Origin of the sequence: Mesorhizobium sangaii, from assembly GCF_014207355.1 — a bacterium.
GTDB lineage: Bacteria > Pseudomonadota > Alphaproteobacteria > Rhizobiales > Rhizobiaceae > Mesorhizobium > Mesorhizobium sangaii.
Genome location: NZ_JACHEF010000001.1, coordinates 106,465 through 129,737 on the forward strand (window position 1 = coordinate 106,465; position 23,273 = coordinate 129,737).

Annotated in this window: 26 protein-coding genes; 11 read left to right on the top strand and 15 right to left on the bottom strand. The window is 62.7% G+C overall.

The window, feature by feature from the left end; translation table 11 throughout:
• Window positions 1–46 precede the first annotated feature (46 nt).
• Window positions 47–958 (top strand): LysR family transcriptional regulator, encoded by a 912-nt coding sequence (locus tag HNQ71_RS00595; RefSeq protein WP_184870713.1) that lies wholly within the window; start codon window positions 47–49, stop codon window positions 956–958.
• Between the two features lie 9 nt (window positions 959–967).
• Here HNQ71_RS00595 and HNQ71_RS00600 read toward each other — a convergent pair whose 3' ends face one another.
• The 3 genes from HNQ71_RS00600 to HNQ71_RS00610 form a co-directional block, all read right to left on the bottom strand.
• The gene (locus HNQ71_RS00600) at window positions 968–2,080 is read right to left on the bottom strand and encodes a glycoside hydrolase family 25 protein (RefSeq protein WP_184870714.1); all 1,113 of its coding nucleotides are present in this window, start codon (window positions 2,078–2,080) and stop codon (window positions 968–970) included.
• A 181-nt stretch (window positions 2,081–2,261) separates the two neighbouring features.
• Entirely contained in the window at window positions 2,262–3,050 is a 789-nt protein-coding gene (locus tag HNQ71_RS00605; protein WP_184870715.1) for a phosphodiester glycosidase family protein, read from the bottom strand.
• 74 nt (window positions 3,051–3,124) lie between these two features.
• The gene (locus HNQ71_RS00610; protein WP_184870716.1) at window positions 3,125–3,997 is read right to left on the bottom strand and encodes an undecaprenyl-diphosphate phosphatase; all 873 of its coding nucleotides are present in this window, start codon (window positions 3,995–3,997) and stop codon (window positions 3,125–3,127) included.
• 166 nt (window positions 3,998–4,163) lie between these two features.
• Between HNQ71_RS00610 and HNQ71_RS00615 the strand changes: the two genes are divergently transcribed.
• Window positions 4,164–5,069 carry a hypothetical protein gene (locus tag HNQ71_RS00615; protein WP_184870717.1) on the top strand — a complete coding sequence of 302 codons (906 nt, stop codon included), beginning with the start codon at window positions 4,164–4,166 and terminating at the stop codon, window positions 5,067–5,069.
• Between the two features lie 6 nt (window positions 5,070–5,075).
• On the opposite strand, the gene HNQ71_RS00620 is transcribed toward HNQ71_RS00615, so the two are convergent.
• Together HNQ71_RS00620 and HNQ71_RS00625 are read right to left on the bottom strand one after the other, a co-directional pair.
• Window positions 5,076–5,273: a hypothetical protein gene (locus HNQ71_RS00620; protein WP_184870718.1), complete on the bottom strand. Its 198-nt coding sequence runs from the start codon at window positions 5,271–5,273 to the stop codon at window positions 5,076–5,078.
• Between the two features lie 216 nt (window positions 5,274–5,489).
• Window positions 5,490–5,888, bottom strand: a complete 399-nt coding sequence (locus HNQ71_RS00625; protein ID WP_184870719.1) for a GFA family protein — start codon at window positions 5,886–5,888, stop codon at window positions 5,490–5,492.
• A gap of 114 nt (window positions 5,889–6,002) precedes the next feature.
• Here HNQ71_RS00625 and HNQ71_RS00630 point away from each other — a divergent pair, with 114 nt between their 5' ends.
• The gene (locus HNQ71_RS00630) at window positions 6,003–7,046 is read left to right on the top strand and encodes an isopenicillin N synthase family dioxygenase (RefSeq protein WP_184870720.1); all 1,044 of its coding nucleotides are present in this window, start codon (window positions 6,003–6,005) and stop codon (window positions 7,044–7,046) included.
• Between the two features lie 166 nt (window positions 7,047–7,212).
• Here the strand turns inward: HNQ71_RS00630 and HNQ71_RS00635 are convergent, their stop codons facing one another.
• Window positions 7,213–7,698: an SRPBCC family protein gene (locus tag HNQ71_RS00635; protein ID WP_184870721.1), complete on the bottom strand. Its 486-nt coding sequence runs from the start codon at window positions 7,696–7,698 to the stop codon at window positions 7,213–7,215.
• 148 nt (window positions 7,699–7,846) lie between these two features.
• Window positions 7,847–8,095 (bottom strand): ParB N-terminal domain-containing protein, encoded by a 249-nt coding sequence (locus tag HNQ71_RS00640; protein ID WP_184870722.1) that lies wholly within the window; start codon window positions 8,093–8,095, stop codon window positions 7,847–7,849.
• A gap of 154 nt (window positions 8,096–8,249) precedes the next feature.
• Between HNQ71_RS00640 and HNQ71_RS00645 the strand changes: the two genes are divergently transcribed.
• The 6 genes from HNQ71_RS00645 to HNQ71_RS00670 are packed head-to-tail and all read left to right on the top strand — an operon-like array spanning window position 8,250 to window position 14,313.
• A complete protein-coding gene (locus tag HNQ71_RS00645) occupies window positions 8,250–9,905 on the top strand; it encodes a N,N-dimethylformamidase beta subunit family domain-containing protein (protein ID WP_184872182.1) in 1,656 nt (551 codons plus the stop codon).
• Window positions 9,902–11,269: an aminotransferase family protein gene (locus tag HNQ71_RS00650; RefSeq protein WP_184870723.1), complete on the top strand. Its 1,368-nt coding sequence runs from the start codon at window positions 9,902–9,904 to the stop codon at window positions 11,267–11,269. Before HNQ71_RS00645 ends, HNQ71_RS00650 begins: the two co-directional genes overlap by 4 nt.
• A 9-nt stretch (window positions 11,270–11,278) precedes the next feature.
• Window positions 11,279–12,208, top strand: a complete 930-nt coding sequence (gene kce, locus HNQ71_RS00655; protein WP_184870724.1) for a 3,5-dioxohexanoate:acetyl-CoA acetone transferase — start codon at window positions 11,279–11,281, stop codon at window positions 12,206–12,208.
• Window positions 12,209–12,247: 39 nt separating this feature from the next.
• A complete protein-coding gene (locus HNQ71_RS00660; protein ID WP_184870725.1) occupies window positions 12,248–12,757 on the top strand; it encodes a 2-thiouracil desulfurase family protein in 510 nt (169 codons plus the stop codon).
• A 3-nt stretch (window positions 12,758–12,760) separates the two neighbouring features.
• Window positions 12,761–13,288, top strand: coding sequence for a GNAT family N-acetyltransferase (locus HNQ71_RS00665; protein WP_184870726.1), 528 nt, complete (start codon window positions 12,761–12,763; stop codon window positions 13,286–13,288).
• Window positions 13,285–14,313, top strand: a complete 1,029-nt coding sequence (locus HNQ71_RS00670; protein WP_184870727.1) for a histone deacetylase family protein — start codon at window positions 13,285–13,287, stop codon at window positions 14,311–14,313. Before HNQ71_RS00665 ends, HNQ71_RS00670 begins: the two co-directional genes overlap by 4 nt.
• Before the next feature lie 13 nt (window positions 14,314–14,326).
• Here HNQ71_RS00670 and HNQ71_RS00675 read toward each other — a convergent pair whose 3' ends face one another.
• The 3 genes from HNQ71_RS00675 to HNQ71_RS00685 all read right to left on the bottom strand — a co-directional run bounded on the left by HNQ71_RS00675 (window position 14,327) and on the right by HNQ71_RS00685 (window position 17,313).
• Window positions 14,327–15,595: a cysteine desulfurase-like protein gene (locus HNQ71_RS00675; protein WP_184870728.1), complete on the bottom strand. Its 1,269-nt coding sequence runs from the start codon at window positions 15,593–15,595 to the stop codon at window positions 14,327–14,329.
• A 42-nt stretch (window positions 15,596–15,637) separates the two neighbouring features.
• Window positions 15,638–16,705, bottom strand: a complete 1,068-nt coding sequence (locus HNQ71_RS00680) for an aldo/keto reductase (protein WP_184870729.1) — start codon at window positions 16,703–16,705, stop codon at window positions 15,638–15,640.
• A gap of 119 nt (window positions 16,706–16,824) precedes the next feature.
• A complete protein-coding gene (locus HNQ71_RS00685) occupies window positions 16,825–17,313 on the bottom strand; it encodes a hypothetical protein (protein ID WP_184870730.1) in 489 nt (162 codons plus the stop codon).
• 396 nt (window positions 17,314–17,709) lie between these two features.
• Between HNQ71_RS00685 and HNQ71_RS00690 the strand changes: the two genes are divergently transcribed.
• Complete coding sequence (locus tag HNQ71_RS00690) at window positions 17,710–17,874, top strand: hypothetical protein (protein ID WP_023810361.1); 165 nt, start codon at window positions 17,710–17,712, stop codon at window positions 17,872–17,874.
• A gap of 58 nt (window positions 17,875–17,932) precedes the next feature.
• Here HNQ71_RS00690 and HNQ71_RS00695 read toward each other — a convergent pair whose 3' ends face one another.
• Window positions 17,933–18,439, bottom strand: coding sequence for a DUF1993 family protein (locus tag HNQ71_RS00695; protein ID WP_184870731.1), 507 nt, complete (start codon window positions 18,437–18,439; stop codon window positions 17,933–17,935).
• A gap of 141 nt (window positions 18,440–18,580) precedes the next feature.
• On the opposite strand from HNQ71_RS00695, the gene HNQ71_RS00700 reads away from it, so the two are divergent.
• Complete coding sequence (locus HNQ71_RS00700; RefSeq protein WP_184870732.1) at window positions 18,581–19,633, top strand: DUF1176 domain-containing protein; 1,053 nt, start codon at window positions 18,581–18,583, stop codon at window positions 19,631–19,633.
• A 27-nt stretch (window positions 19,634–19,660) separates the two neighbouring features.
• Here HNQ71_RS00700 and HNQ71_RS00705 read toward each other — a convergent pair whose 3' ends face one another.
• The 4 genes from HNQ71_RS00705 to HNQ71_RS00720 are packed head-to-tail and all read right to left on the bottom strand — an operon-like array spanning window position 19,661 to window position 23,246.
• A complete protein-coding gene (locus HNQ71_RS00705; protein WP_184872183.1) occupies window positions 19,661–20,557 on the bottom strand; it encodes an alpha/beta hydrolase family protein in 897 nt (298 codons plus the stop codon).
• 33 nt (window positions 20,558–20,590) lie between these two features.
• Window positions 20,591–22,201 carry an NTP transferase domain-containing protein gene (locus tag HNQ71_RS00710; RefSeq protein ID WP_184870733.1) on the bottom strand — a complete coding sequence of 537 codons (1,611 nt, stop codon included), beginning with the start codon at window positions 22,199–22,201 and terminating at the stop codon, window positions 20,591–20,593.
• Window positions 22,198–22,902, bottom strand: coding sequence for an XdhC family protein (locus tag HNQ71_RS00715; protein WP_184870734.1), 705 nt, complete (start codon window positions 22,900–22,902; stop codon window positions 22,198–22,200). Before HNQ71_RS00715 ends, HNQ71_RS00710 begins: the two co-directional genes overlap by 4 nt.
• A 5-nt stretch (window positions 22,903–22,907) precedes the next feature.
• A complete protein-coding gene (locus HNQ71_RS00720) occupies window positions 22,908–23,246 on the bottom strand; it encodes an XdhC family protein (RefSeq protein WP_184870735.1) in 339 nt (112 codons plus the stop codon).
• Window positions 23,247–23,273 lie beyond the last annotated feature (27 nt).

Below are 23,273 nucleotides of genomic sequence, written 5' to 3' on the forward strand. Positions count from 1 at the left end.
TTCCAATCGAACATCGCGTAGTATGCATCAGGAGGATTGATGCGTCATGAGTTGGGAGCTGCCGCCACTGGGCGCCATTCGCGTCTTTGAAGCCGCGGCGCGGCTGGGCAGTTTCACCAAGGCTGCCGAGGAACTCGGCATGACACAGTCGGCGGCCAGCTATCAGATCAAGGTGCTGGAAGAGCGCGCCGGAACGCCGCTTTTCATAAGAAAAACAAGGCAGATCGCCTTGACCGAAGCTGGACAGCAATTGGCGCCGCACGCAACGGGCGCATTCTCGGCCCTGGCCGACGCGTGGGTCGCCACAAAAGGTGGAGCGACTGGCGTGCTGTCCGTCACAACCTCGGAAACATTCGCATCGAACTGGCTGGCCGTGTGGCTTGGAACATTCCAGCTGATGCATCCCGATCTCGCCGTGAAGGTGAATACATCGTCCCGGCTGGTCGATTTCACGCGCGAGGACATGGATATCGGGATCAGAACCGGCACCGGAAAATGGCCCGGCCTGACAGCTCACTATTTGTTCAAGGCGGACTATACGCCAATGCTCAGCCCGAAACTGGCCGAGAGCGTGGGCGGCATTCGCCACCCCGAGGACCTCTACAAGGTGGCTCTATGCTGTGCCGACGATCCCTGGTGGAAAATCTGGTTCGAAACAGCCGGCGTACCCTTCGAGCCCGATCGCGTCATCGCCGGACCGAACCTGGGTTCGCAGGCTTACGATGCAATGGCGGCGCTGACCGATCAGGGCGCCGCGATCCTGACCCGCAACATCTACAGCGCTCTGCTGGCAAAGGGCCAGTTGATACAGCCATTTGAAGTGCTGGGATCAGATGGCGACGGCTATTGGCTGGTGCATCTGGAAAGCCGCCGCAACATACCGAAGATCAAAGTGTTCCGAGACTGGGTGCTGGCCCAGACGGCTGACATACGCGAGCGCGAACTACGCCGGGGCTGATGGGCTGGCTCAGTCGGCGTCGGCGACCGAAATCCGTCCGCCGGCCCAGGCGCGCCATTGCCGTTCGTCGCCGTGGAAGACGTTGAGGTCGATGCGGCCGGTGACACCGTGCGACAGGCCGGAGCCGGAATACTGCCAGAACAGCCATTTGCGGTCGGGGTAGACCTTCGACGGATGGCGCGCCACCGCGCGCAGCCAGAACGGATAATCGAGGAATTCGCCCCTGAGATTGTCGCGGTAGAAATCGGGCGCGGTGTAGATGATGGGCCGCTGGCCGTAGTGGCGCTCCAGCTTGTCCATGAACACCTGCATCTTTTCCAGCACCTTTTCGCGCGACGGCCGCCGCTTGCAGCTGGATTCGCCGTTCCATTCGACGTCGATCACCGGCGGCAGCGCGCCATCCATCTTCGGCACGTTGCGGATGAACCAGTCGGCCTGTTCGCCCGCGGTGCGGCACCAGTAGAAGAAGTGATAGGCGCCGCGCTTCAGGCCGGCGGCGTCCGCGTTGCGCCAGTTCTTCATGAACATCGGATCGAGATGGTCGCCGCCATCGGTCGCCTTGATGTAGGCGAAGTTTGCACCCTGCGCGCGCAGCTTTTCCCAATTGACGTTGCCTTGCCAGCGCGAGACGTCGACGCCGTGCACGGCAAGGTGCCGGGGCGAGGACCGGCCGAAATTGATCGGCTTGGCGTCGCGAAAGCCGTAACGGGTGACCGGCCCGGCCAGCATGGGCGGTGCCGCGCGGCTCAGCAGCCTGGGCGGCGCCACGAGCGCAGCCGGCTCGATCGGCGGCTCGGCGCTGTCCGGCAGTTCAGGCGCCGGAAACGACACCGTCTCTTCTTCCGCCAGGCCGAAGGGCCGAGTATTTTCGGCGGCAGCATTGTCGTCTGCCAGACCATTGTCGGGCAGACCATTGTCAGGAACGGGCGCCCTTTGGGCCCTCGGCGCACTCCTGGCCATCGCCTTTGGAGCCGCGGCGATCGGCGCGGGCGGTCGTATCACGGAACTGGTGGTTTCGTTCGACGGTTTCTGCAAATCCAGCGCGTCGACGCCGGCCGTCGAGGTACAGCCGGCAAGGCATAGCGATGCGATCAAAAAACTGATGGCGCCCGGAATCCGCATCTGGACCTGTACTCAAAACACAACAGACCGAGGGCAAAACGACAGCCGACGGACAAACCAGATCGAGTTATGAACGAGAAATTACCAATAAAGTTTGAATCAAGTTTTTTACGCGTGCGCCAGGCCGCGAAATCTGGCCCCCAGGGCAGTGATCGGCGGGGCAAGCGGGGTGGCAAGGCCGCTAGGATTTCCTGAAAACGCCGATCATCGGACCGAGATTCCAGTAGTCGTCGTTGCGGCCGATGGCCGACGCGAACAGGCTTGATATCGTGCCGTCGAGGAACAGCGCGTTGTCACAGCCGAGCGCATCGCGAAAAAGACGGGCGAAGGCATGGAAGGTCACCGTGCCGTTCGAAATGGCAAAGACGGCGACACCGTCCTTTCGCACGCCGACGCCGTCGCGGGTCTTGCGCGAGGTGCTGTCGGCCTGGAATTTCGGATGTAGCTTGCCGTCGATCACCAGCATCGGCCCGGATTGCGTCGCATAATCGAGCGGCGGCCGCTTTTTCAGAAAATCCCTGGTGGAGCGGACCGCGGCCCTGCCGTTGCTCATGTAGAAAATGCCGTTCGGCTGCAGGGAAAAATTGCCGCTTCCCGATCCCGTTTTCACCGATGCCATTTCCTTGCCGCGCTCAACATACAGACCGACCGGATCGAGGTTCGGGTGATACATGCCGGCGTTCATGGCAAACAACATGGCGCGGCTGGCCGCCTGCTGCGACGCATTGAGATTGTGCAACGATTGAAACGGCTTGCCCGCCGGATCTTTCCAGAACAGTTCAATCGAATACCGTTTCGGGTCGACCTCGCAGACGAGGTAGCTGGTCGCCTCAAAGGCGACGTCACGACATGGCGGCAGCGAAGCGACCCATTGGCCAAATCCCATGCCGAGCGCCGCCACCGACGGCAGCGCGCCCTTGGCGAGGGCCAGCAGCAGCGGCAGCGATTGCAGGAGGGTCAAGAAATTCATGCGCGTACCGGAATCGAAGTTCAGGAGGATCCGGTAGGGATATAGCCCGTTTCAAGCGATACTGTGAAAGTGCCCTAGGCAAGCCATCCCATCGCCACGCAAAGCAGCAGGACGACGCCCAGCAGGCCGCGATAAACGACGAACGGCCAGGCTGAAAAACGCTCCAGCACGCGCATCAGCCCCCATATGGCGAAGAAGGCGGAAACCGAGGCGACGACCAGTCCGACGATGAGAACCGACCAGCCATGCGCGTCGAGATGGACCTTGTGCAGCTCCCAAAGCTCCTTGAGGCCGGCGAGCGCAATCGCCGGCAGCCCGAGCAGGAACGAGAACCGCGCCGCCTCGGCCCGCTTGAAGCCGAGCCCGAGCGCGGCAGTCAGGGTCGAGCCGGAACGGGAGACGCCTGGAATCAGCGCGCCGATCTGGGCGACGCCGACGAGCAGCGCGTCGGTCAGCGATGCTTCGCCGACGGTGCGCCGGTGACTGGCAAAAATCTCGGCCAGCGCCAGCAGGATCGCCATCGCGATGCAGGCCCAACCGATCACCGTCAGGCTGCGCAGCGGCGAATTGCAGGCGTTGAGCACGCCCGACAGCGCCACGCCGGCGATGACGATCGGGATCGTCGCCAGCACGATCCACAGCGCCAGACGGAAATGCCGGTCGGAGAAATCGCGCCGCGTCAGGGCCTCGAGCGAACCAAACAGGATATCCCTGACATCGCTCCAGAAATAGCTGATCACCGCGGCCAAGGCCGCAAGCTGCATGGCGGCGGAGAAGGCGGAACCCGGATCCTGCCAGCCGAGCACGGCCGGCACGATGCGCATATGGGCGGTCGAGGAAATCGGCAGCAATTCGGTGATGCCTTGCACCACGCCGAGGAACGCCACCTTGGCGAATCCCAGGCCGACAAAGCCGGTGTCGACGCCTTGGGTGCAGATGTCTGCCATATCGAGCCTTTCTGTCGAACAATCGTTTGGGGCGATCCCCGCCGAGCCATAGTCTGGCGATCCCCGGAATCCAATTTACGGATTTGTAAGGCGCCGCTTGACAAGCCATGCCGTTATATTAGAATCCGCTAATCTTACACTGTAAGGCAAATGACGGAGGAGAGCCATGCAGACCGCCCTGTCAGAATTGCAGCCCCTGCCCGAACCGTACCCGCCTGGCATCGCGATCGAGGACGTCTCGCACGACCTCAGCCGTATTATCGAGCACGCCGAGGTGAATGCCTGGCTCGACCTCTATGCCGCCGCGCCTGCAGATTTCGCCGCAAGTCACGGCCTTTCGATAGCGGAAGAAGACGGCCTCGCCTGGACCAGTTGCACGACGATCCCGTTCATCCACTTCAACTGCGTGAAGAATTTCGGCGTCGACAGTCCAGCCACCGAAAGCCAGCTCGACGCGCTGCTGGCGCATTACCGCGCCGCCGGCATCTCGCGGCCCTGGTTCTATGTCAATCCGCACACCGAACCATCGCGCCTCAGATGCTGGCTCGAGGCGCGCGGTCTGCAGCGCCAGGGCGGCTGGGAACGGATTTATCGCGAGGCGGAACCGCTGTCATCCGAGCCGCTCTTCATGGCTGACGGGGTTTCAGTCGAACGTGTAACGAAGGCATCGGCAAGCGAATGGGCCGGCTTCATCGATAGCCGCTACCGGCTGCCAACCTCACCCTGGCTGATGGCTCTGGTCGACCGGAAGGGCTGGCATCACTACATGGCCAAGCGGGACGGCGCGGTGGTGGCAGTGCGCTCGCTGTTCATCGGCCCCGACGGCGCGGCCTGGAGCGGCATCGACGCGCCGGTGCCCGGCATCATGGCGCCGAGCTTCGATCTCGACGCGGTGCTTGGGGAAGCGCTGGTGCGCGACGGGATTGCGGCCGGCGCGAAATTGTTCGTCGCCGACATCGAGGCGCCGCACGACGAACGCGACGGCCCGGCCTATCGCAACTATGCGCGCCTGGGCTTCAGGATCGCCTATTTCCGCAGCCATTACAGTTATTTGCCGGCCAGCTCCAACTGACGGCACCTAACTAAGCAGCCATTGCTGGAAGCAGCTTTTGGCCACCATATGGGCCGGCGGCACTACGGGCTCGTCGACGGAAGGCCGGCGAACCCGTTCGAGCAGCATGCGCACCTGTTCGGGGCGCACACGATCGCGCTCCATCACAAGCAGGACCATCGGATCGCTCAAAAGCTCGTCCAGGGTGCTGATGCTGTCGTTCATCCGTCGTCTCCTCGAATGCCGTACCCGCGCCCCGTAAATAGGGAGACAATGATGGCCCGCCAATGACGCTTTGCCGGCTATCTCGTGTCTCTTTCGATTAAATTTTGGTCATGGTGAGCAACCGGTTCGCGCAAGCGAATTCATCGTGCCAGTGGCACGGTGAAAGGGCGGCGAACGCCGGGACGCTGCGCAGCAGCGGGGACCGGCCGATGCGCTTTAGCCTGGCGGCGGCGCGCCTTCATACTGCGGCAGTCCATCGTCAAGCATCACCCAGGGCTGCTTCGAGGCCGTGAAAATATGCATTTGCGGCTTGAAGGCCGTGGGATCGTCGAGCGAACCGGTGGTGATGCCGATGATGCCGGCGGAATCGCGCCGGGAAAACATCGTCGTGCCGCAGCTTGGGCAAAAGCCGCGTTTGAGGTCCGGCGAGGTGTTCACCGTCGCCAGCGGCCCCTCGATCGTCACATCGTCGATGCGAAACAGCACGCGTGCGTTGAAGGCGGCGCCAATCACCTTCTGGCACAGCCGGCAGTGGCAGATGCGTTCGTTGATGGGGGCTGCCTCAGTGTGATAGCGCACCGCCTTGCACAGGCATCCGCCCTGGTATCTTGCCATCGCCCTGATCCGTTGGTGGAGAGAACAAGCGGCAGGGTAATGGCGGGGCCGATTGGGTCAATTGAAAAGCTTTGATACAACTCCATCGATTATCGTGATGCGGTTGGCCTGACCATGACACTGGACATCGAAACCATCGGCATTGCGGATCTGTTCGGGCCGTCCTCGCCCGCCCGTGACCGCACCGACGCCAAGATCATGGCCGCAGCTTCGGGGATCGGCTTCATGGCTGTCCGGGACTTTCCCGGCGATGACTGGCTGACGCCGCAAAGAAGGGCGCAATTGCTGCGCGTCTTCGCGCTTCCCGACGCGGAGAAGCAGAAATTGCTGCGCTGGAATTTCGACCGTAGCAAAAAGAACGTCTATCGCGGCTGGTTCCCGCTGCAGCCGGCAGCCGTTTCCTACAAGGAAGGCATCGACATGGGACCGGACCTTGCCGAACCGGGTCTTGTCGACGCGGCTGATGCCTCGGTTTCCGACGATCCGTTGTGCGAGCCGACACCCTTACCGGCCGAAGATGCCCTGCCTGGCTGGCGCGCGGCGGCAGCGGATTACTACCGCGCGATGGAGACGGTGGGCAACGCGCTGATGCGTTCGATCGCCCGCGGACTTGGCCTGCCGGAAACAATCTTCGACGCCTGTTTCGAAGGCGGCATCTCGACGCTGCGGCTGATCCGTTACCCCTTGCGTGACGCCAGTGCCGGCGTCGACACCAGCGGACCGGAGTTTTCGGTGGTGCACAAGGGTGAGACGCGCACCATCATCGGCCGCGAGCATGCCGATTCCGGTTTTGTCACGTTGTTGGCGCAGGACGGCGTCGAGGGCTTGCAGGCAAAGAACCTAGCCGGCGAATGGATCGACGTGCCGCCGGCCAACGGCACGCTGGCGGTCAATTTTGGCCAGTTGCTGGAGCGCTGGACCGGCGAACGCGTCCGCGCAACGCGACACCGGGTGATCGCGCCGAAAACGGCGCGCTTCTCGATCCCGTTCTTCTACGAGCCACGCGTCGACGCGGAGATCGCGCCGCTGCCGCTGACCGGCACGGATATTTTCGAGCCGTTTCTCTACGGCGATTACCTTTGGGAAGCGGCGACGAATTTCGTCGAGATGAGTGGCATCAAGCATCTCAGGCAGCCGCGCCGCGCCAAAGCCTCATAAATAAAACCACTGGCCGCCTCGATCGAGACGGCCGGCGGGGAACGGCAGGCGGTTACTCCGTTTCGCTGACGACCTCGCCCGGTGAAGCAAGAAGCGCTGCAGTCGAAGCAAGAATGGCGAAAATCAAGGTTTTGGACATATCGATCTCCTCCTCGTCCCGACGGTGTCAAAGCGTTCTGGCGAGCTCTTCGAGCTGGTCGGTGCACTGGCCCCAGCCATCGTGGAAGCCCATTTTCTCGTGCTGCTCACGGTCGGCGACAGTCCAGTGCCGGACCCGTGCAATGTAGCGGGTCTTGCCATTGCCCTCGTCCTCGAAGGTCAGCACGCCGGTCATGAACGGCTTTTCCGATGGCTCCCATGCCTGGGTGTAGGCGTCGGTAAAGACGATCTTCTTGCCGGGAACAACTTCGAGGAAAACGCCGGGGTTGGGGAATTCATTGCCGTCTGGGCCGGCCATGACAACAAGGCTCGAGCCGCCGGTGCGCACATCCATTTCGGCGCGCGGCGTCGTCCACGGCTTTGGCGCGAACCACTGCGTCACCAGTTTCGGGTCTGTCCAGCAGCGATAGACGTTCTCGCGCGGCGCATCGATGATGCGGGCCAGAACCAGTTCGCGGTCGTTGGCGGGAGCGATGTCGAGCTTGGCAGTCATGATGGTGTCCTCGGTGTGCGTTTGATCTGGCTTCCGTCCCTAGGACGAACCGACGAAGCGCGAACCGACACCGCCCGCTAAAAATTCTGGGTCAGTGAAAAATTCGAGAGAATGCGTTTGCTGGATAGAGATCACGAACGAAGGAGGGTCAATGGCGCTTGGCTTGCACCAGATAGGCGTCGATCTCGGTCTCGCCGAGCCATTTTGCCGCTTCCAGCCGGTGCAGGCCTTCGACTAGGACATGGCGCTTGCCGTCATGACGGACCTGGATCGGCGTCTTCAGGCCGTTTTCCAGAATGTCCTCGGCCAGATGCCGGACTGTCTCGGGATGCAGCGTCTTCTTGCGCGCTGTCGGCACGTAGATATCGTCGACCTTGACCTTCTGGATTCTCAGCATGCCGCCTCCGGTGGCGGAAAACGCCGCCCTTTGTGGAGATAGTCTTTTTGGCCACAGGGGCCAAGGGGCGGCTAACGAATGCTGGCCCGATGGTTTCCATTTGACGCTCGACCGCCAGATCGCCGAAATGGCGCCTTTGAAACTTCAGGGCTTTATGATCAACCTTCCGACCGAATTCCCCGATTTCGGACTGACGCCGGAGCAGCGCCGCCACGCGGTGCGCGGCCACTATTATGAATGGCCGGGCATGGACGGCGAGCGCGGCGAGATCTGGTGTTACAGCGACCGGTTTTCCTATCGCGCCGGCGACACGCTGGCGTTGCATGTCAGTTCGACGGCTCCTGCATTCAACATGGCGATCGTCCGCGACGGCGGCAGCGAAACGAAAGTGTTCGAGAAATCGGGCATCGCGGCCCGCTGGCAGGACAGCCCCGACCAATGCTCGGCCGAGGGCTGCGGCTGGGAAGCCTCGTTTGAATTGCGCGTCGGGGCAGACTGGCCGTCCGGCGCCTATCGCTTGACGCTTGAAGCGGACGGCCGCGACGGCAAGCCGATCCATTGCCATCATCTCTTCATCGTCAGCCCGCAGCCCGGCAAGAAACCCGGCCGCGTGCTGCACGTGGCGGCCACGGGCACCTGGCTTGCCTACAACACCTGGGGCGGCTCCAATCACTATCAGGGCATAACCGGGCCGGACCGCAACCAGTATTCGCCCATCGTGTCGACGCAACGTCCGTGGTGCCGCGGTTTCGTCGTGCTGCCGAAAGATGCGCCGCGTGTACCGCTCGAAGTCGCCGTACCGCCAAAGACGGTGCCGCGCTATCCGCATATGGAATGGGCGCTCGCCACCGGTCATTCGAAGAAATACGCCTCGTCCGGCTGGGCGAGCTACGACAGCCATTTCTTCCGCTTTGCCGAACGGGCCGGCTATGGCGTCGACCTCGCCAGCCAGCACGATCTGCATGTCTCGCCCGAGATTCTCGACGGCTACGACTGCGCCGTCTTCGTCGGCCATGACGAATACTGGACCTGGGACATGCGCGATGCGGTCGATGCCTATGTCGAGCGCGGCGGCCATGCGGCGCGCTTTGCCGGCAATTTCATGTGGCAAACGCGGCTGGAGGACGAGGGCCGCCGGCAGGTCTGCTACAAATACCGCGCGCGTGCCGAAGATCCCGCCTATCTCCGCGACGGCGACGTGACCCGCGCCACCAATTCCTGGGAAGCGCCGGAAATCGGCCGGCCGGGTTCAGCGACCTTCGGGCTCAATGCGACCCGCGGCGTCTATGCCGGCTGGGGTGGCTGCGCGCCGCGCGGCGTGCGCGGCTTTCCGGTCTACCGGCCCGAGCACTGGGCCTTTGCCGGCACCGGCATCTATTATGGCGACCTGCTCGGCGCCGACAGCCATGTTTATGGCTATGAAGTCGATGGGCTCGACTTCGAGATACGCGGCGGCCTGCCCTACCCCACCGCGGCCAGCGGTGCGCCGGACGGGTTGCAGGTTCTCGCCGTCGGCATGGCATCGCAGGTCGAGGAAAGCGCAGATATCCCGATAGAAGATCAGTTCCTTACCGACGAGGATGGCCGCTTCACCGCCGAGACGCTGTTCGGCGAGGCGAGCGACGCCAATCTGGAAAAGGTCAAACGCGGCAACGGCATGATCGTCAATTTCCCGCGCGGCAAGGGCGAGGTGTTCCACGCCGGAAGCTGCGAATGGGTCGCCGGCCTGCTAAGACAAGACCCGATGGTCGAACGCGTCACCAGGAATGTCCTCGACCGCTATCTCGGCCGAAATAAGAGGGTTGAATGATCGCTGTGCAGTCCGTTGAAACCGACCGCCGACCGAACCTTTTCCATTTCACCCGGCTGCAACGGCCAATTGTGGACCGCGCCGATGGCATCTACCTATGGGACAAGAGCGGCCGACGCTACATCGATGGATCGAGCGGCGCGGTTAACGTCAATGTAGGTCATGGTAACCGCAACGTCATCGACGCGATGAAGCGGCAGCTGGATCGCGTCAGCTTCGCCTACATATTTCAATTTGAGAACGAACAGGCCATCGAGCTCGCGCGGGGGCTGGCCGATCGGCTGCCGAACGGGCTCGACCGCATCTATTTCGTATCGGGCGGCTCTGAGGCGATCGAGGCCTGCCTAAAGCTTGCGCGGCAATGGGCGGTAGCAACAGGTCAGGACAAACGCTGGAAAATCATCGGACGTATGCCCTCCTATCACGGTGTGACGATCGGCACGCTTGCCGTCACTGGCGACGACATACTCACCAAGACCTTCGACGCGATCGGTCGGCCGATGCCTTTGGTGCCGGCCCCGTTTGTCCACCGCGATCACGACAATCTGTCGACGGAACAAAGAGGCATCCGCTACGCCGATATGCTGGAGGAAAAGATCCTGGAGGAAGGGCCGGAAAGCGTGCTCGCCTTCGTCGTGGAACCGATCGGTGGTGCCGCGACCGCAGCGCTGGTCCCACCCAATAGCTATTTTCCGCGTATCCGCGAAATCTGCGACCGCTATGGGATCCTGTTGATCCACGACGAGGTAATGACCGGCATCGGACGCACCGGAAAATTTCTGGGCGGCGACCATTGGTCCTGCCGGCCGGATATCGTCGCGCTGTCGAAAGGTCTTTCATCTGGCTATGCCCCGCTTGGCGCACTTGCCGCGACACAGAGGATCGTCGGGCCGGTGGTGGAGACCGGCGGCTTCCTGCATGGCCACACATATGGCGGCAACCCGGTCGCTTGTGCAGCGGGCGTTGCGGTGCTTGGAGAGGTCGACCGCCTTGGCCTGGTCGAGAATTCAGCCATCATGGGCGAGTTGCTGAGAGGTGAATTCGAGGCCCTGACTCGGCGCTTTCCTTTCATTGCCGACGTGCGGGGCAAGGGGCTGTTCATGGGAGCCGAAATTTACGCGGACCCGCTGGCCAAGGAGCCATTGCCGCAGGGCCTCAACGCCAATTTGAGGCTCATCGATCTGGCGTTCGAGCGCGGATTGATCATCTATTCGCGGCGCGTGCGTGGCGGGCCAGTGAGCGACAATTTCATGGTCTGCCCGCCTCTGATTGTGACCAGCGATCAGATTGGTGAGATCATCGCGGTCCTTGGCGACTCGCTGCAGGCGCTGGCCTCCGAACTCGACCTGCCGGTCGAAAGCTGAGGGACAAAGATGGCGCCGCGCAAAGTCATCATCACCTGCGCCATAACAGGCTCGGTGCACACGCCGTCGATGTCGCCCTATCTGCCGGTGACGCCGGACCAGATCGCCACCGAGGCGATCGCGGCCGCCGAAGCCGGGGCCTCGATCCTGCACCTGCATGCCCGCGATCCCAGGGATGGGCGGCCAACCGCCGATCCGGACGTCTTCATGCAGTTCCTGCCGCGCATCAAGCAGGCGACCAACGCGGTGATCAACATCACCACCGGCGGCTCGTCGCTGATGACGCTGGACCAACGGCTGGCCGCCCCGTTGCGGGCCGAACCGGAAATGTGCTCGCTCAACATGGGCTCGATGAACTTCGCGCTGTTTCCCATGCTCGACAAGCCGAGGGAGTGGCAGCACGAATGGGAGCCGAAGCTGCTCGAAGCGACGCGCGACACCATCTTCAAGAACACCTTCGCCGACATGGAAGGCGTGCTTGAGATACTGGGGAAGGGCTGCGGCACGCGCTTCGAATTCGAATGCTACGATGTCGGCCACCTCTATTCGCTGGCCCATTTCCGCGACCGCGGACTGGTGTCGGGACCGATGTTCATCCAGTTCGTGCTGGGCATACTGGGCGGCATCGGCGCCGACCCGGACAATCTCGTCCACATGAAGCGGATCGCCGACAAGCTGTTCGGCGACAGCTATCAGTTCTCGGTGCTGGCCGCCGGCCGCAATCAGATGCCGCTGGTCTCGATCGCCGCGGCGATGGGTGGCAATGTCCGCGTCGGGCTGGAGGACAGCCTCTATGACGGCCGCCCGCTGGCGAAATCCAATGCCGATCAGGTGCTCCGTATCCGTGGCATTCTCGATGGGCTGTCGCTGGAGGTTGCCTCACCCACCGAAGCGCGCGACATGCTGGCGCTCAAAGGCGGCGACCGGGTGGCGTTCTAGGGGGTACTGGTGGTCTAGTAGCAAAGGGAGGGCGCTGATATGGAAAGGGTTCTCGTTTCAGCCTGTCTGCTCGGCAGCAAGGTTCGCTACAACGGCTCCTACCGGCTCAACGACCATCCCACTCTTGCGCGATGGCAGGCAGAAGGACGGATCGTGCAGATCTGCCCGGAGATTGCCGCAGGCTTCTCCACGCCACGTCCTCCGACAGAAATTCGAGGCACAGGCGACGGCAGTGCGGTGCTTCGAGGTCAAGGCCGAGTGGTCGAGCAAACAGGAAACGATGTGACCGCACTCTATCTCGAAGCCGGGAAGCTCGCACTCGATCTCGCCCGAGAAACAGGGTGCCGGTATGCGGTTCTTACCGACGGCAGCCCGTCCTGCGGCAGCAGTTTCATCTATGACGGGAGCTTTTCGGGCAACCGGATGGCTGGCCATGGCACGACCACCGCGCTGCTGGAAGCGAACGGCATCCGCGTCTTTTCGGAAGACGGCATTGACGAGCTTGATGACCTTCTGACCGGACCGGGCTCGGCCGGCGCCGCGGCCTGACCCATGCCAGAGAAGACCCAAGCCAGGACCACCGACACCGTTATCCGGCCCGGCCGCATCGAAGACGTCGACACCATCCACGCGGCGATCCTGAAACTCGGGACGCACATCGGTGCGCCGGAGGAGATCATCTCGACCGCAGACGACCTCAGAAGCTACGGCTTTGGCGAAAAACCCGCCTTTTCCACCCTGATTGCCGAAGTCGACGGCGAATTCGCCGGCCTGTGCCTGCATTTCCCGATCTTCTCGACCTGGATGGGGCGACCCGGCGTCTATGTGCAGGACCTCTATGTCGAGGACCGGTTTCGTGGCCGCAAGATCGGCGAGTTGCTGCTGCGGCACGTCGCGGCACAGTGCCGAAAAGAAGGCGGCGTCTATCTGCGGCTATCCGTCGACACCGACAATGAGGGCGCAAAGGCGTTTTATGAAAGGCTGGGCATCGCCTGGTCGAGCTACGAGCAGACGCAGAAGATCATCGGCGATGCCTTTTTTGCCTTTGCCGACGCGCCGCAGAATGGGGAACAGGAATGAAAGCCTTCTATGCAGAGGAACAGAAGCGCCACGACCCCAAGGCCTTTCTTTCGAGCGGTGCCGCGAAGCCCAATCCGGAAATGCCCGAACGGGTCGAAAGATTGTTAGCCGGCGCCATATCTGCCGGCTATGCGATCGAGCGCCCGAGAAACCATGGACTCGGCCCGGTCGCGGCATTGCACACGCCGGAATATCTCGACTTTCTCGAGCACATTTTCGAGCGCTGGCAGCGCATCGAGGGCGCTTCTGCCGAAGTGATCCCCAACATCCACCCGATCGCGCGGTCAGGCAGCTATCCGGCCTCGGCGGTCGGCCAGGCCGGCTATCACATGGCCGACACCGCTTGCCCGATCTCGGGCGAGACATGGCAAAGCGCGCTGTGGAGCGCGTGGAGTGCGGTCGAGGCAGCCGAGACAGTGATGGCTGGCGCGCCGGCCGCCTATGCGCTGTGCCGGCCGCCCGGCCACCATGCCTTTGCCGATGTCGCCGGCGGGTTCTGCTTCATCAACAATTCGGCCGTTGCAGCTCAGGTTCTGCGCAAACAGGCGGCGCGGGTGGCGATCCTCGATGTCGACCTGCACCACGGCAATGGCACGCAAGGCATCTTCTATGCGCGGCCGGATGTGCTCACCGTGTCGCTGCATGCCGATCCGGTGCGCTTCTATCCGTTCTTCTGGGGCCATGCCGACGAGCGCGGCGAAGGCCCGGGCCTCGGCTACAATCTCAACCTGCCGCTGCCGCGCAAATCCGCCGACGCGGCGTTTCTCGAAGCGCTCGGCGTGGCGTTCCAGCGTATCCGCGCCTTTTCGCCAGACGCGCTGGTCGTGGCGCTCGGCCTCGACGCGTTCGAGGGCGATCCGTTCGGCGGGCTTTCGGTGACGACACCGGGCTTCTCGCGCATTGGCGAGGCCATCGCCAAGCTCGGCCTGCCGACCGTCATCGTCCAGGAAGGCGGCTATCTCTGCGACGAACTCGGCGACAACCTGACGGCCTTCCTCACCGGTTTCGGTGGCAAGAAGTCATGATTTCAAGCTGGCGTCAGGTTCGCTGCTGCCTGAGCATGGCGATGACCCGGTGCACGCTCTCCAGCGTCTCGTCGATTTCGGCTGCCGTGTTGTAATGCGCGATACCGATGCGCACCACGCCATGCTCGGCCGGAATGCCGAGCTGATGGACGATCTCCCAAGCGTAGTTGTGGCCGGACCACAGGAAGATGTTTTCGGCGTTCATCTGCCGAACGATCGTCTCCGGCACGATGCCGTCGACGGTGAATGACACCGTCGGCACGCGCTCGGCGAGCCGCTTCGGATCGGTGATGCCATGGATAGTCAGGCCCGAAATGTCCGACAGGCCATCGATCAGCCTTTGCGCCAACGGGTTTTCGTAGGCGATCGATACCTCGAACGCTTTGGCGATCTTCTGCCTTCGCGACCCACCCCCGCCCGCTGCGGCACCCAGTCCTGAGAAATAGTCGACCGCGGCCGTGAGGCCCGCCATCAGTTCGATCTGCGGCGTGCCGATTTCGAACCGCTCCGGTAGGCCATCCGAAGAACAGCGGCATTTGTAGGGTTTCAGGCCATCGATGACATCGCGCCGGCCCCACAATATGCCCATGTGCGGACCGAAGAATTTGTAGGCCGAGCAGATCAGGAAATCGCAGCCGAGGTCCCTGACGTCGATCAGGCCATGCGGCGCAAACTGCACGGCGTCGACATAGACCAGGGCGCCGGCATTCCTGGCGATGGCGGTCAACGCCTTCACCCGGTTGATCGAGCCGGTCAGGTTGCTGGCGTAGTTCAGCGCGACAAGCCGGGTCTTCTCCGAAAGCAGACCCCCGAGCGTCGCCTCTTCGACCTGCCAGCTCGTTTCGTCGAACGGCAGCCAGCGCACCACCAGGCCAAGGTCTTCGGCCAGTTGCAGCCAGGGCGAGACATTGCCCTCGTGATCCATACGGGTGAGGATGATCTCGTCGCCGGGCTTCATCGTGCGGCCGAGCGTGCGCGACATGTGATAGGTCAGCGTCGTCATGTTGGCGCCGATAATGATTTCCTCAGGGGTTTCCGCACCGAGGAAATCGGCCATCGCCTGATGCGCCTCGTCGACGACGGCCTGCGCTGCGACAGTCGTTTCGAAATAGCCGCCAAGGTTGGCGTTGGTGGTCAAAAGGCAGCGCGACACGGCATCGGCGACTGCCTGTGGCACCTGCGTGCCGGCGGGGTTGTCGAGATAGATGCGCCGCCGCCCCTTGTCGGTCAGGGAGAGGGCCGGAAACCTTCCACGCACTGCCTCGATCGGAAAATCCACCATTGTCTCCACCCGTCCGTCATTCCCGGATAATTCTGCCCCCTATCAAGGATAGGGATTGCCGACGCGCTGATGGATCGCATCCACCGCCTTCTGCATCTCTTCTGTCCAGACGACATCGACCGAGGACAACGCCATATCGAGCTGCGCAAGGGTGGTCGCGCCGACGATGTTCGAGGTGACGAAGGGCCGGCTCGAGACATAGGCATTGGCAAACAGCGCCGGTTCCAGGCCAAAGGAACGCGCCAGCTCATTGTATTCGAGCTGTGCCTCGGCCGCGTTGGGTGTCTCGTAGCGCTGGCCACGATTGAAGAGCTGGGTGCGCGACCCCTCAGGGCGGGCGCCATGGTCATATTTGCCCGTCAGGTAGCCCTGTGCCAGCGGCGAATAGGGAAGCAGCGACACCTGTTCGCGTTCGCAGACCTCGGCAAGGTTCACCTCGAAGGTGCGGTTGACGAGATTGTAGGCGTTCTGGATCGACGCGACGCGGGGACCGATGCCTTTGTCAGCGTCCGCCAGGAACCGCATCACGCCCCACGAACTTTCGTTCGACAGGCCGAAATGGCGGATCTTGCCGACCTTCACCAGTTCGTCGAACACGGCAAGCGTCTCGGCGATCGGCGTTTCGTCGGTTGGTGCGCCGGCAGAATCGGCGCGGCGCGGTACGGCGCCGACGCGCGTCGGGTTGGCGCCCCAGGGAATGTCCCGTTCCGGCCAGTGGATCTGGTAGAGGTCGAGATAGTCGGTGCCGAGCTTGGTCAGCGATTTGTCGATGGCATCAAAGATATCGGCGCGCACCAGTTGCGACGGCCTGTCGCCGCGGAACCAGCCATTGGCGGTGCGGCCGACGACTTTGGAGGCCAGGATCACCTTGTCGCGGTTGCCGTTTGCCTTCATCCAGCTGCCGATGATCTTCTCGGTCCGCCCTTGCGTCTCCGCCTTGGGCGGGATCGGGTAGAGCTCGGCGGTGTCGATGAAATTGACGCCGCGCGAAAAGGCGAGATCCATCTGGGCGTGGCCATCGGCCTCGGTGTTCTGCTGACCCCAGGTCATGGTGCCGAGGCAGATCTGGGTAACAAGAAGATCGGTCCGACCGAGACGGCGTTTGTGCATGGAAATCTGCTCCGGAGGGAAAGCTCGCGTGAGGGCGTGGGAAGGAAGCCGCATCTATAGGGAAAGCAGAGGCGCTCTCCAAGCCTCGCCAGGCTGACTTTTGGGTGAACCAGCCGCGTTTAGCGGCGAGCGCCGGCCAGCGCGCGGCGCTTGGCCTCGTCGATCAGCATATTGGCCACCTGCATGCGGATCATGGCGCGCTGGCGCAGATGCGGGGCGACACGGTCCGGATGGTTGGCGAAGGCGAAGCTGCGGCGCATGCGGCCAAAATCGGCGACCTGCTTGGGCTGATTGAGACCAAGTTCGACGGCAATGGATTCCGGATCGATCGGCGGCAGCCTTTCCTCCGGCTTCAGCTCTTCGCCGGCGAGAGCCAGTCTGGCATGCTCGAGCAAGGCGGCGAATTCGGTCGCCAGATCGGCGCCGGCCTCGCGATATTCGGTGGAAAAGCTGCTGCCCGAAACCTTGATGCGGCCAGAATGGAGTTCATCGGCCACCGAGAGATAGTCGAACGGGATGGATGGACGAGCGCCGGACTCTTCGCCCTCAATCCCGTCGCCCTCAATCACGTCGCCCTTGTCTGAAGCGACAAAGAGGTCGTCGAGCAACGAAGCGAAATCCCGCTTGGCGCCAGTAGCGATGTCAGCCTCCCCCTTGCTCGACTATCCAAGCGTCAGACCATAGAACCGGCTCGTTAAAAATGCATGCCACCGATGTTAACGAATTTAGCCGTTGCATGGACCTCGGCTCGGGCATCTGCCATCCCAAGACAAAAGCCGGACCGCACTTTCATGCAGTCCGGAATTCGCCAGGAGTGGCGAGGAAAAGCCGACCATGTGCCGGCGTTCAGCCTACGGTGCGTGTCGGGGAAAAGTTTCACCCGCTCGCAAAACCTTGCTCGGAATAATCACCAGGACATGGCAGGCATGCAAATGCTGCACTGCACAATTGTCACGATTCAGCTATATTAGGAGTCGTGGAGGAATCAACCAGGAGCCTGAACCATGGGTTTCTTCACTGAAATGTTCGCCCGGCCGAGGCCGCAGGAACATCTGAGATACCGCTCGGCGCTCGCACTGCTTCATTCGATGAGCAATGCCGACCGCGCCGACATCGGCATCAAGCCCGCCGATTTTCCGCGCATCGCCCGCGAAATGTCCATTCGCTAAATACATACGCCGCGAGATGTCCCGGACCCGTCCAGGACATCTCGAAAACCTCAAGTCCTCAGCGTGCGCCGAGGAACGTCGCCTTGCCCAATGGCACACCATTGTGGCGAAGGATGTCGTAAGCGGTGGTGAGGTGGAAATAGAAGTTGGGCATGGCCACATGCAGCAGATACTGCAGGCCAGGCATCGAGCGTTCGCGGCCGCCAAGCTTCAACTCGATCACCTTGTCGTCCGAACCGTCGAAATCGGCGGCTGAAAAGGTCGCCAGCAGGTCCAGGGTCTTGGTGATGCGCGCCTGGATATCGGCAAAACTCGCCTCGTTGTCCTCGTAACTCGGCACTTCGCGACCGGCGAGCCGCGACGGCGCACCCTTGGCATGGTCGGTGGCGATCTGCACCTGCCTGGTCAGCGCAAACATGTCGGGCGCTAGCCTGGAGGTCAGAAACACCTGCGGGTCAATCTTGCGCTCAAGCGCATTCTGTTCGGCTGCCGCCAGTATTGTGGAAAGGGCTTTCAGCCTCTCCGAAAACACAGGCACGGAGGCCTCATACATCGATATCGTCACGTCAAAATCTCCTTGTCCGGCCGGAACGCCAGCGGACGGACGTAGCGCCTTCAGGCGCGATTCTTCAAGCACCACCAGCGCCGCGTCACCACGTTGCCGCAATCGCCATAGTAGAATCTCCCTATCGAGCGGAGACTCCCGATGAGACGCGCCCTTTTTGCAGCGACTGCCTTTCTCTCCCTTGCCACAGCAGGTCAAACGGCACTGGCCGCCGACGATACACCCGAAGCGCCGTATGTCGATGATCGATCAAGCGCCGACGCCGTCGTCCGCTCACTTTACAGCGCCATCAATCGGCATGAATTCGCTCGCGCTTGGGGTTATTTCGGCGATACAAAGCCAGCAAAGGACTTCGACAGTTTCGTCAAAGGCTATGACGGTACCGACAAGGTCGAGGTCGAGACCGGTCCGATTTCAGACGAGGGTGCTGCCGGCAGCATTTTCTACAACGTCCCTGTCGCCATTCGCGCCACCGACAAAACCGGCGGCGAAAAGGTCTTTGCCGGCTGCTATACTCTGCGCCAGGTCAATGCCCAGATCCAGGCGGCGCCGCCCTTCGATCCCATCCACATCGAAAAAGGTGCGCTGAAACCATCCACCGCCGATTTCGAGGAGGCGCTGCCGCCAAGCTGTGGCGACGGGCCGCCGCCTCCGAAGAAGGACACGGCACTGGAGCAGGCCAAGAAGGCCTTCCTGGCGACCTATGGCGACCAGTGCGACAAGCAGTTCCTGGCCGATGAACCAACCGTCTTCTCGATCAAATACAAGGACAAGGATGCAGCGGCAGGCGATCCCGACAAGGAGACACGGCTGTTCCACTTTTCCTGCTCGGCCGCTGCCTACAATGAAAGCTCGATCTACTACATCACCGACGAGGTGTCGGGCGTGCAGCAGTTGCAGTTCGCCGAACCCAAGATGGACATCCGCTACGAGAACAACGACAGCGACGGCAAATTGCTGGGCATGAGCATCGTCGGCTTCCAGACGACCGGCTGGGCGGTCAATTCCGACTATGACGAGCAGGCCCACACGATCACCACCTTCAACAAGTGGCGCGGCGTCGGCGATGCATCGGACTCGGGAACCTATCTGTTCCGCAATGGCAGTTTCTCGCTGGTCCAGTTCGACGTCGACGCATCCTATGACGGCGAGGAGAATCCGCAGACAGTTGTCGACTACAACACCGCGCCCTGAGCGTTGGACCGGCTCCCGCAACTGCGATCAAGGCGCCTTCGACAGCATCCAGTTGAGCGTGCCGCGCCAGTCGGTCATGCGGATCGGCGTGCCGTGGGTGCCGGTCTCGAAACGAACGAAGCGGGTCGGATAGGGATAGGCTTTCGATTTGGCGATGATGGCGCGGAAGAAGGCTTCCTGCTTTTCCACCGGGAAAACCACGTCATGGCTGCCCTGGCCGAAGAAGACCGGGACATGACGCCGGAAGGCCGGGCTTGAGAAAAAACTCTCGTCCCACAGCGAGCCGAGCAACAGCAGCCCGCTGATGCGGCGGCCCGTGTCGTTGCGGGCGGCAAGCTTCCAGCACAATGCGCCGCCCATTGAACCGCAAGCGACGAAGATCTTTGCACCGGGCGACTGTTCGGCGTAGTGATCGATCAACGCCGCCACCTGTGCGGCGCCCTTGTCGCCGAAATCGGGAAAGTCGGGGCTGAGATAGAGGCCGCCATTGCCGGCCATCAGGTTCTTGAGCCGGTTGAAATTGCCGCCGAAGGTGAAGTCGTCGACGCCTTGCTTGCGGCTGCCGCCCTGCCCATGCAGGTAAAGCACGATGATGCCGGCGCCCTCAGTCTTGCCGACGGCAACGTGCCTGACATCGCCGGCATCGGTCTTCAGCAGCAGATCCTGCTGTACCTTGCGCACGCTGGTGTCGGTGTATTGGGCGTGCACCCGGCGCTCGGGCACCTCATCGCGCTGGTTGATGTCGCGCAGCTCATGGTAGTCGAGTACCGTGTAGGCGCCGTTGGTGTCGGACGACAGCGCGGCCGGATAGGCGAAGAGATCGTCCTTGAAGGGTTTTAGCGACAGCGACTGACTTTGAGCGGCCGCCGACAACAGGGCTGTCGCGGTTACAAAGACATAGAAAAATCGGAAGCGGAAAGACATGCCAGCAGGCATGCGTTTTTCAGCTTCGGTTTGTCAATCCTGCAGTACGCCGCCGGCACCTTCCAGCGCTTCGCGGGTGTCGACGTCGACGGACGCGCCTGCGCCGATCTCGACATCGATGACATCGAGCCCTTCGGCCTCGACCAGATGGCGTGCACCGGTGTCGCCTTCCAGATGGCCGATCGCCGGAAACAGCGAGCGCGGCAAAAGCACCGGGTTGCCGCGCTTGCCGTCATGCGAGGCGCGGACCACCGAATTGCCGCCCGCCTTGCGGAATGCATCGATCAACCTGTCGAGGTCATCAGACGAGACACCCGGCATGTCGCCGAGAACGATCATCACACCGGCGGAGTTTTCGGGCAGATAGGCAATGCCGGCCTTCAGCGAGGTGGACAGGCCGTCGGCGAAATCGGGATTGTCGGCGAAAGCCACATCCAGCCCCGCCAACGCCGCACGCACCCGCTCGCGCTGGTGGCCGGTGACGACAATCGTGCCCGACGCCTTCGAGCCGAGCGCGCGCTCGGCAGTGCGGCGCACCAGTGGCTTGCCGTCGAACAGCGCCAGGAGCTTGTTCGGCCCGCCCATGCGGCTCGACCGGCCAGCCGCCAGAAGCACGATGCCGACCTTGAGCTTGTTTTTGGGCGGCAGCGGTTCACGCGGCTGCGGCCGGGTCGGGATTTCCATCAACAGCCCGCCGACGCCCATGCCGGCGATATCCTTGGCGGTCACGTCAAGGCCAGCGATCAACCGATCCAGCACCCAGTCGAAGCCATTTTCCTTGGGGCTGCGGGCGCAGCCGGGTGCACCGATGACACGCTTGCCGCCGAGCGTTCCGAGCACCAGCAGATTGCCGGGATCGACCGGCATGCCCGCGCGGATAACAGTACCACCCGCCCTCTCGATCGCCGCCGGAATGACATCGGCGAAATCGCTCATCGCGGAGGCGCCGAAGATCACCACCATGTCGTTGTCGCGCACCAGCAAGGCCGCGGCCTCCGCCACCGGAGCGATCTCGTGCGGGGTGCGGCGCTCCGCCGTCAGCCTGCCGCCGGTGCGCGCCAGCCGCGCTTCGGTGACGCGTAGCGTCTTGTCGAGCACGCTCGGCTTGATGCCCGGCAGGACGGTCTGGATGACGCCGACACGCACAGCCTGATAGGCGTTGACGGCAAAGACCTCGCCACCAGCGCAGATTTTCGTGACCGCATCGACCAGCGCGGAGCTGACCGCGAAAGGAATGATCTTTACCGTCGCGACCATCTGGCCCTTCTCGACCGGCGCATGCTGCGCCAACGTTGCGATGGTGATGGCGGGATCGACGGCGTTGATGGCGTCGATGACAGCGGCATTGACGGTGAAGATACCGGCTGACCCGGCGTGGAGATTGACCCGCCCGGTCGCGGCCGGCCGCGCGTCGATGCCGCGAAAGGCCATGCTTTCGGCTATTTCCTGCGCGGCGGCGTCCTCACTGAGATCGTCAGCGGCCAGCACGGCCGCAACAACCTCCGAAATGCCGGCGCCTCGCAGCAAGGCCACGTCTTCGGCGTTCAGCCTGTGCGCCTTGCGAAAGCGCCGTTCGCCAGCCGTGGTGGCATGCGCCAGCACCGCACCTTCGGCCGCTTCGATCGGAATCGGGCCGAATTTCACGCTGCCGCGCCTTTCACTTCCAGACCGCGCGAGCGGAAGGCATGGACGACCTGCGCCAGCACCGCGACCGCGATCTCGGCAGGGCTGGCGGCACCGATGTCGAGCCCGATCGGCGCGTGAATGCGGGCGATCTGGTCGGCGCTCGCGCCCAGCGCCAGCAAGCGTTCGACGCGCTTGGCGTGGGTCTTTCGGCTGCCAAGCGCGCCGACATAGAAGCAGTTGGCGTCGAGCGCTGCCTTCAGCGCAAAATCATCGACCTTCGGATCATGGGTGACGGCGGCAAGTGCGGTGTAGCTGTCGAGCGGCTGGCGCTTCAGCACATCCTCAGGCCATTCGGCATGCAGGGCGACATCGGGAAAGCGGTCCGGCGTGGCAAAGGCCGTGCGGGGATCGATGATCTCCAGGGGATAGCCTGCGATCCTGGCCATCGGCGCCAGCGCCTGGCTGATGTGCACGGCGCCGACGACAACCAGCCGCGGCTGCGGCAGATGCGCGTTGAGAAAGAAGGTCCGTCCCTCGGCCTCGACCGAACCGGAATTGCCTGATCGAAACGCCCTGGCGATCGCAGATCCGAGATCGCCGGCAACCTGATCGCCTTCGCGCACGACACGGTCGCGGCCGTCACCGAGATCGGTGACGAGGATCGCCGCGCGGCGGGCGCGGCGTTCGGCGTTCAACATCTTGAGCGCATACGGGTCCATAAAGGTCAGCCCAATCTTTCAACATAGACCTTGATGCGGCCGCCGCAGGACAGGCCGACCTGCCAGGCGGTTTCGTCGGCAACACCAAACTCAAGCATCCTGGCCTTGCCTGTGTCGATCACATCGATCGCTTCGGTAACCACAGCGCCTTCGACGCAGCCGCCAGAGACGGAGCCGTGGAAATTGCCGTCGGCGTCGATGACCAGATGACTGCCGACTGGACGCGGCGCCGAGCCCCAGGTCTCGACAACCGTGGCAATGGCGATATCCTTGCCGTCCTTCATCCAGCCTTCCGCGATGATCAGCGGATCGCGGGCCTCATCGAGATAGGTGCTGTTATCCATGATCGCTTCTCTCAGAGTCTGTTTTTC

What these genes read in the sequence shown, in the direction of transcription:
- HNQ71_RS00595 (WP_184870713.1), top strand. Translation starts at nt 47, where the DNA reads ATGAGTTGGGAGCTGCCGCCACTGGGCGCCATTCGCGTCTTTGAAGCC.
- HNQ71_RS00600 (WP_184870714.1), bottom strand. Translation starts at nt 2,080, where the DNA reads ATGCGGATTCCGGGCGCCATCAGTTTTTTGATCGCATCGCTATGCCTT.
- HNQ71_RS00605 (WP_184870715.1), bottom strand. Translation starts at nt 3,050, where the DNA reads ATGAATTTCTTGACCCTCCTGCAATCGCTGCCGCTGCTGCTGGCCCTC.
- HNQ71_RS00610 (WP_184870716.1), bottom strand. Translation starts at nt 3,997, where the DNA reads ATGGCAGACATCTGCACCCAAGGCGTCGACACCGGCTTTGTCGGCCTG.
- HNQ71_RS00615 (WP_184870717.1), top strand. Translation starts at nt 4,164, where the DNA reads ATGCAGACCGCCCTGTCAGAATTGCAGCCCCTGCCCGAACCGTACCCG.
- HNQ71_RS00620 (WP_184870718.1), bottom strand. Translation starts at nt 5,273, where the DNA reads ATGAACGACAGCATCAGCACCCTGGACGAGCTTTTGAGCGATCCGATG.
- HNQ71_RS00625 (WP_184870719.1), bottom strand. Translation starts at nt 5,888, where the DNA reads ATGGCAAGATACCAGGGCGGATGCCTGTGCAAGGCGGTGCGCTATCAC.
- HNQ71_RS00630 (WP_184870720.1), top strand. Translation starts at nt 6,003, where the DNA reads ATGACACTGGACATCGAAACCATCGGCATTGCGGATCTGTTCGGGCCG.
- HNQ71_RS00635 (WP_184870721.1), bottom strand. Translation starts at nt 7,698, where the DNA reads ATGACTGCCAAGCTCGACATCGCTCCCGCCAACGACCGCGAACTGGTT.
- HNQ71_RS00640 (WP_184870722.1), bottom strand. Translation starts at nt 8,095, where the DNA reads ATGCTGAGAATCCAGAAGGTCAAGGTCGACGATATCTACGTGCCGACA.
- HNQ71_RS00645 (WP_184872182.1), top strand. Translation starts at nt 8,250, where the DNA reads ATGATCAACCTTCCGACCGAATTCCCCGATTTCGGACTGACGCCGGAG.
- HNQ71_RS00650 (WP_184870723.1), top strand. Translation starts at nt 9,902, where the DNA reads ATGATCGCTGTGCAGTCCGTTGAAACCGACCGCCGACCGAACCTTTTC.
- kce (WP_184870724.1), top strand. Translation starts at nt 11,279, where the DNA reads ATGGCGCCGCGCAAAGTCATCATCACCTGCGCCATAACAGGCTCGGTG.
- HNQ71_RS00660 (WP_184870725.1), top strand. Translation starts at nt 12,248, where the DNA reads ATGGAAAGGGTTCTCGTTTCAGCCTGTCTGCTCGGCAGCAAGGTTCGC.
- HNQ71_RS00665 (WP_184870726.1), top strand. Translation starts at nt 12,761, where the DNA reads ATGCCAGAGAAGACCCAAGCCAGGACCACCGACACCGTTATCCGGCCC.
- HNQ71_RS00670 (WP_184870727.1), top strand. Translation starts at nt 13,285, where the DNA reads ATGAAAGCCTTCTATGCAGAGGAACAGAAGCGCCACGACCCCAAGGCC.
- HNQ71_RS00675 (WP_184870728.1), bottom strand. Translation starts at nt 15,595, where the DNA reads ATGGTGGATTTTCCGATCGAGGCAGTGCGTGGAAGGTTTCCGGCCCTC.
- HNQ71_RS00680 (WP_184870729.1), bottom strand. Translation starts at nt 16,705, where the DNA reads ATGCACAAACGCCGTCTCGGTCGGACCGATCTTCTTGTTACCCAGATC.
- HNQ71_RS00690 (WP_023810361.1), top strand. Translation starts at nt 17,710, where the DNA reads ATGGGTTTCTTCACTGAAATGTTCGCCCGGCCGAGGCCGCAGGAACAT.
- HNQ71_RS00700 (WP_184870732.1), top strand. Translation starts at nt 18,581, where the DNA reads ATGAGACGCGCCCTTTTTGCAGCGACTGCCTTTCTCTCCCTTGCCACA.
- HNQ71_RS00705 (WP_184872183.1), bottom strand. Translation starts at nt 20,557, where the DNA reads ATGTCTTTCCGCTTCCGATTTTTCTATGTCTTTGTAACCGCGACAGCC.
- HNQ71_RS00715 (WP_184870734.1), bottom strand. Translation starts at nt 22,902, where the DNA reads ATGGACCCGTATGCGCTCAAGATGTTGAACGCCGAACGCCGCGCCCGC.
- HNQ71_RS00720 (WP_184870735.1), bottom strand. Translation starts at nt 23,246, where the DNA reads ATGGATAACAGCACCTATCTCGATGAGGCCCGCGATCCGCTGATCATC.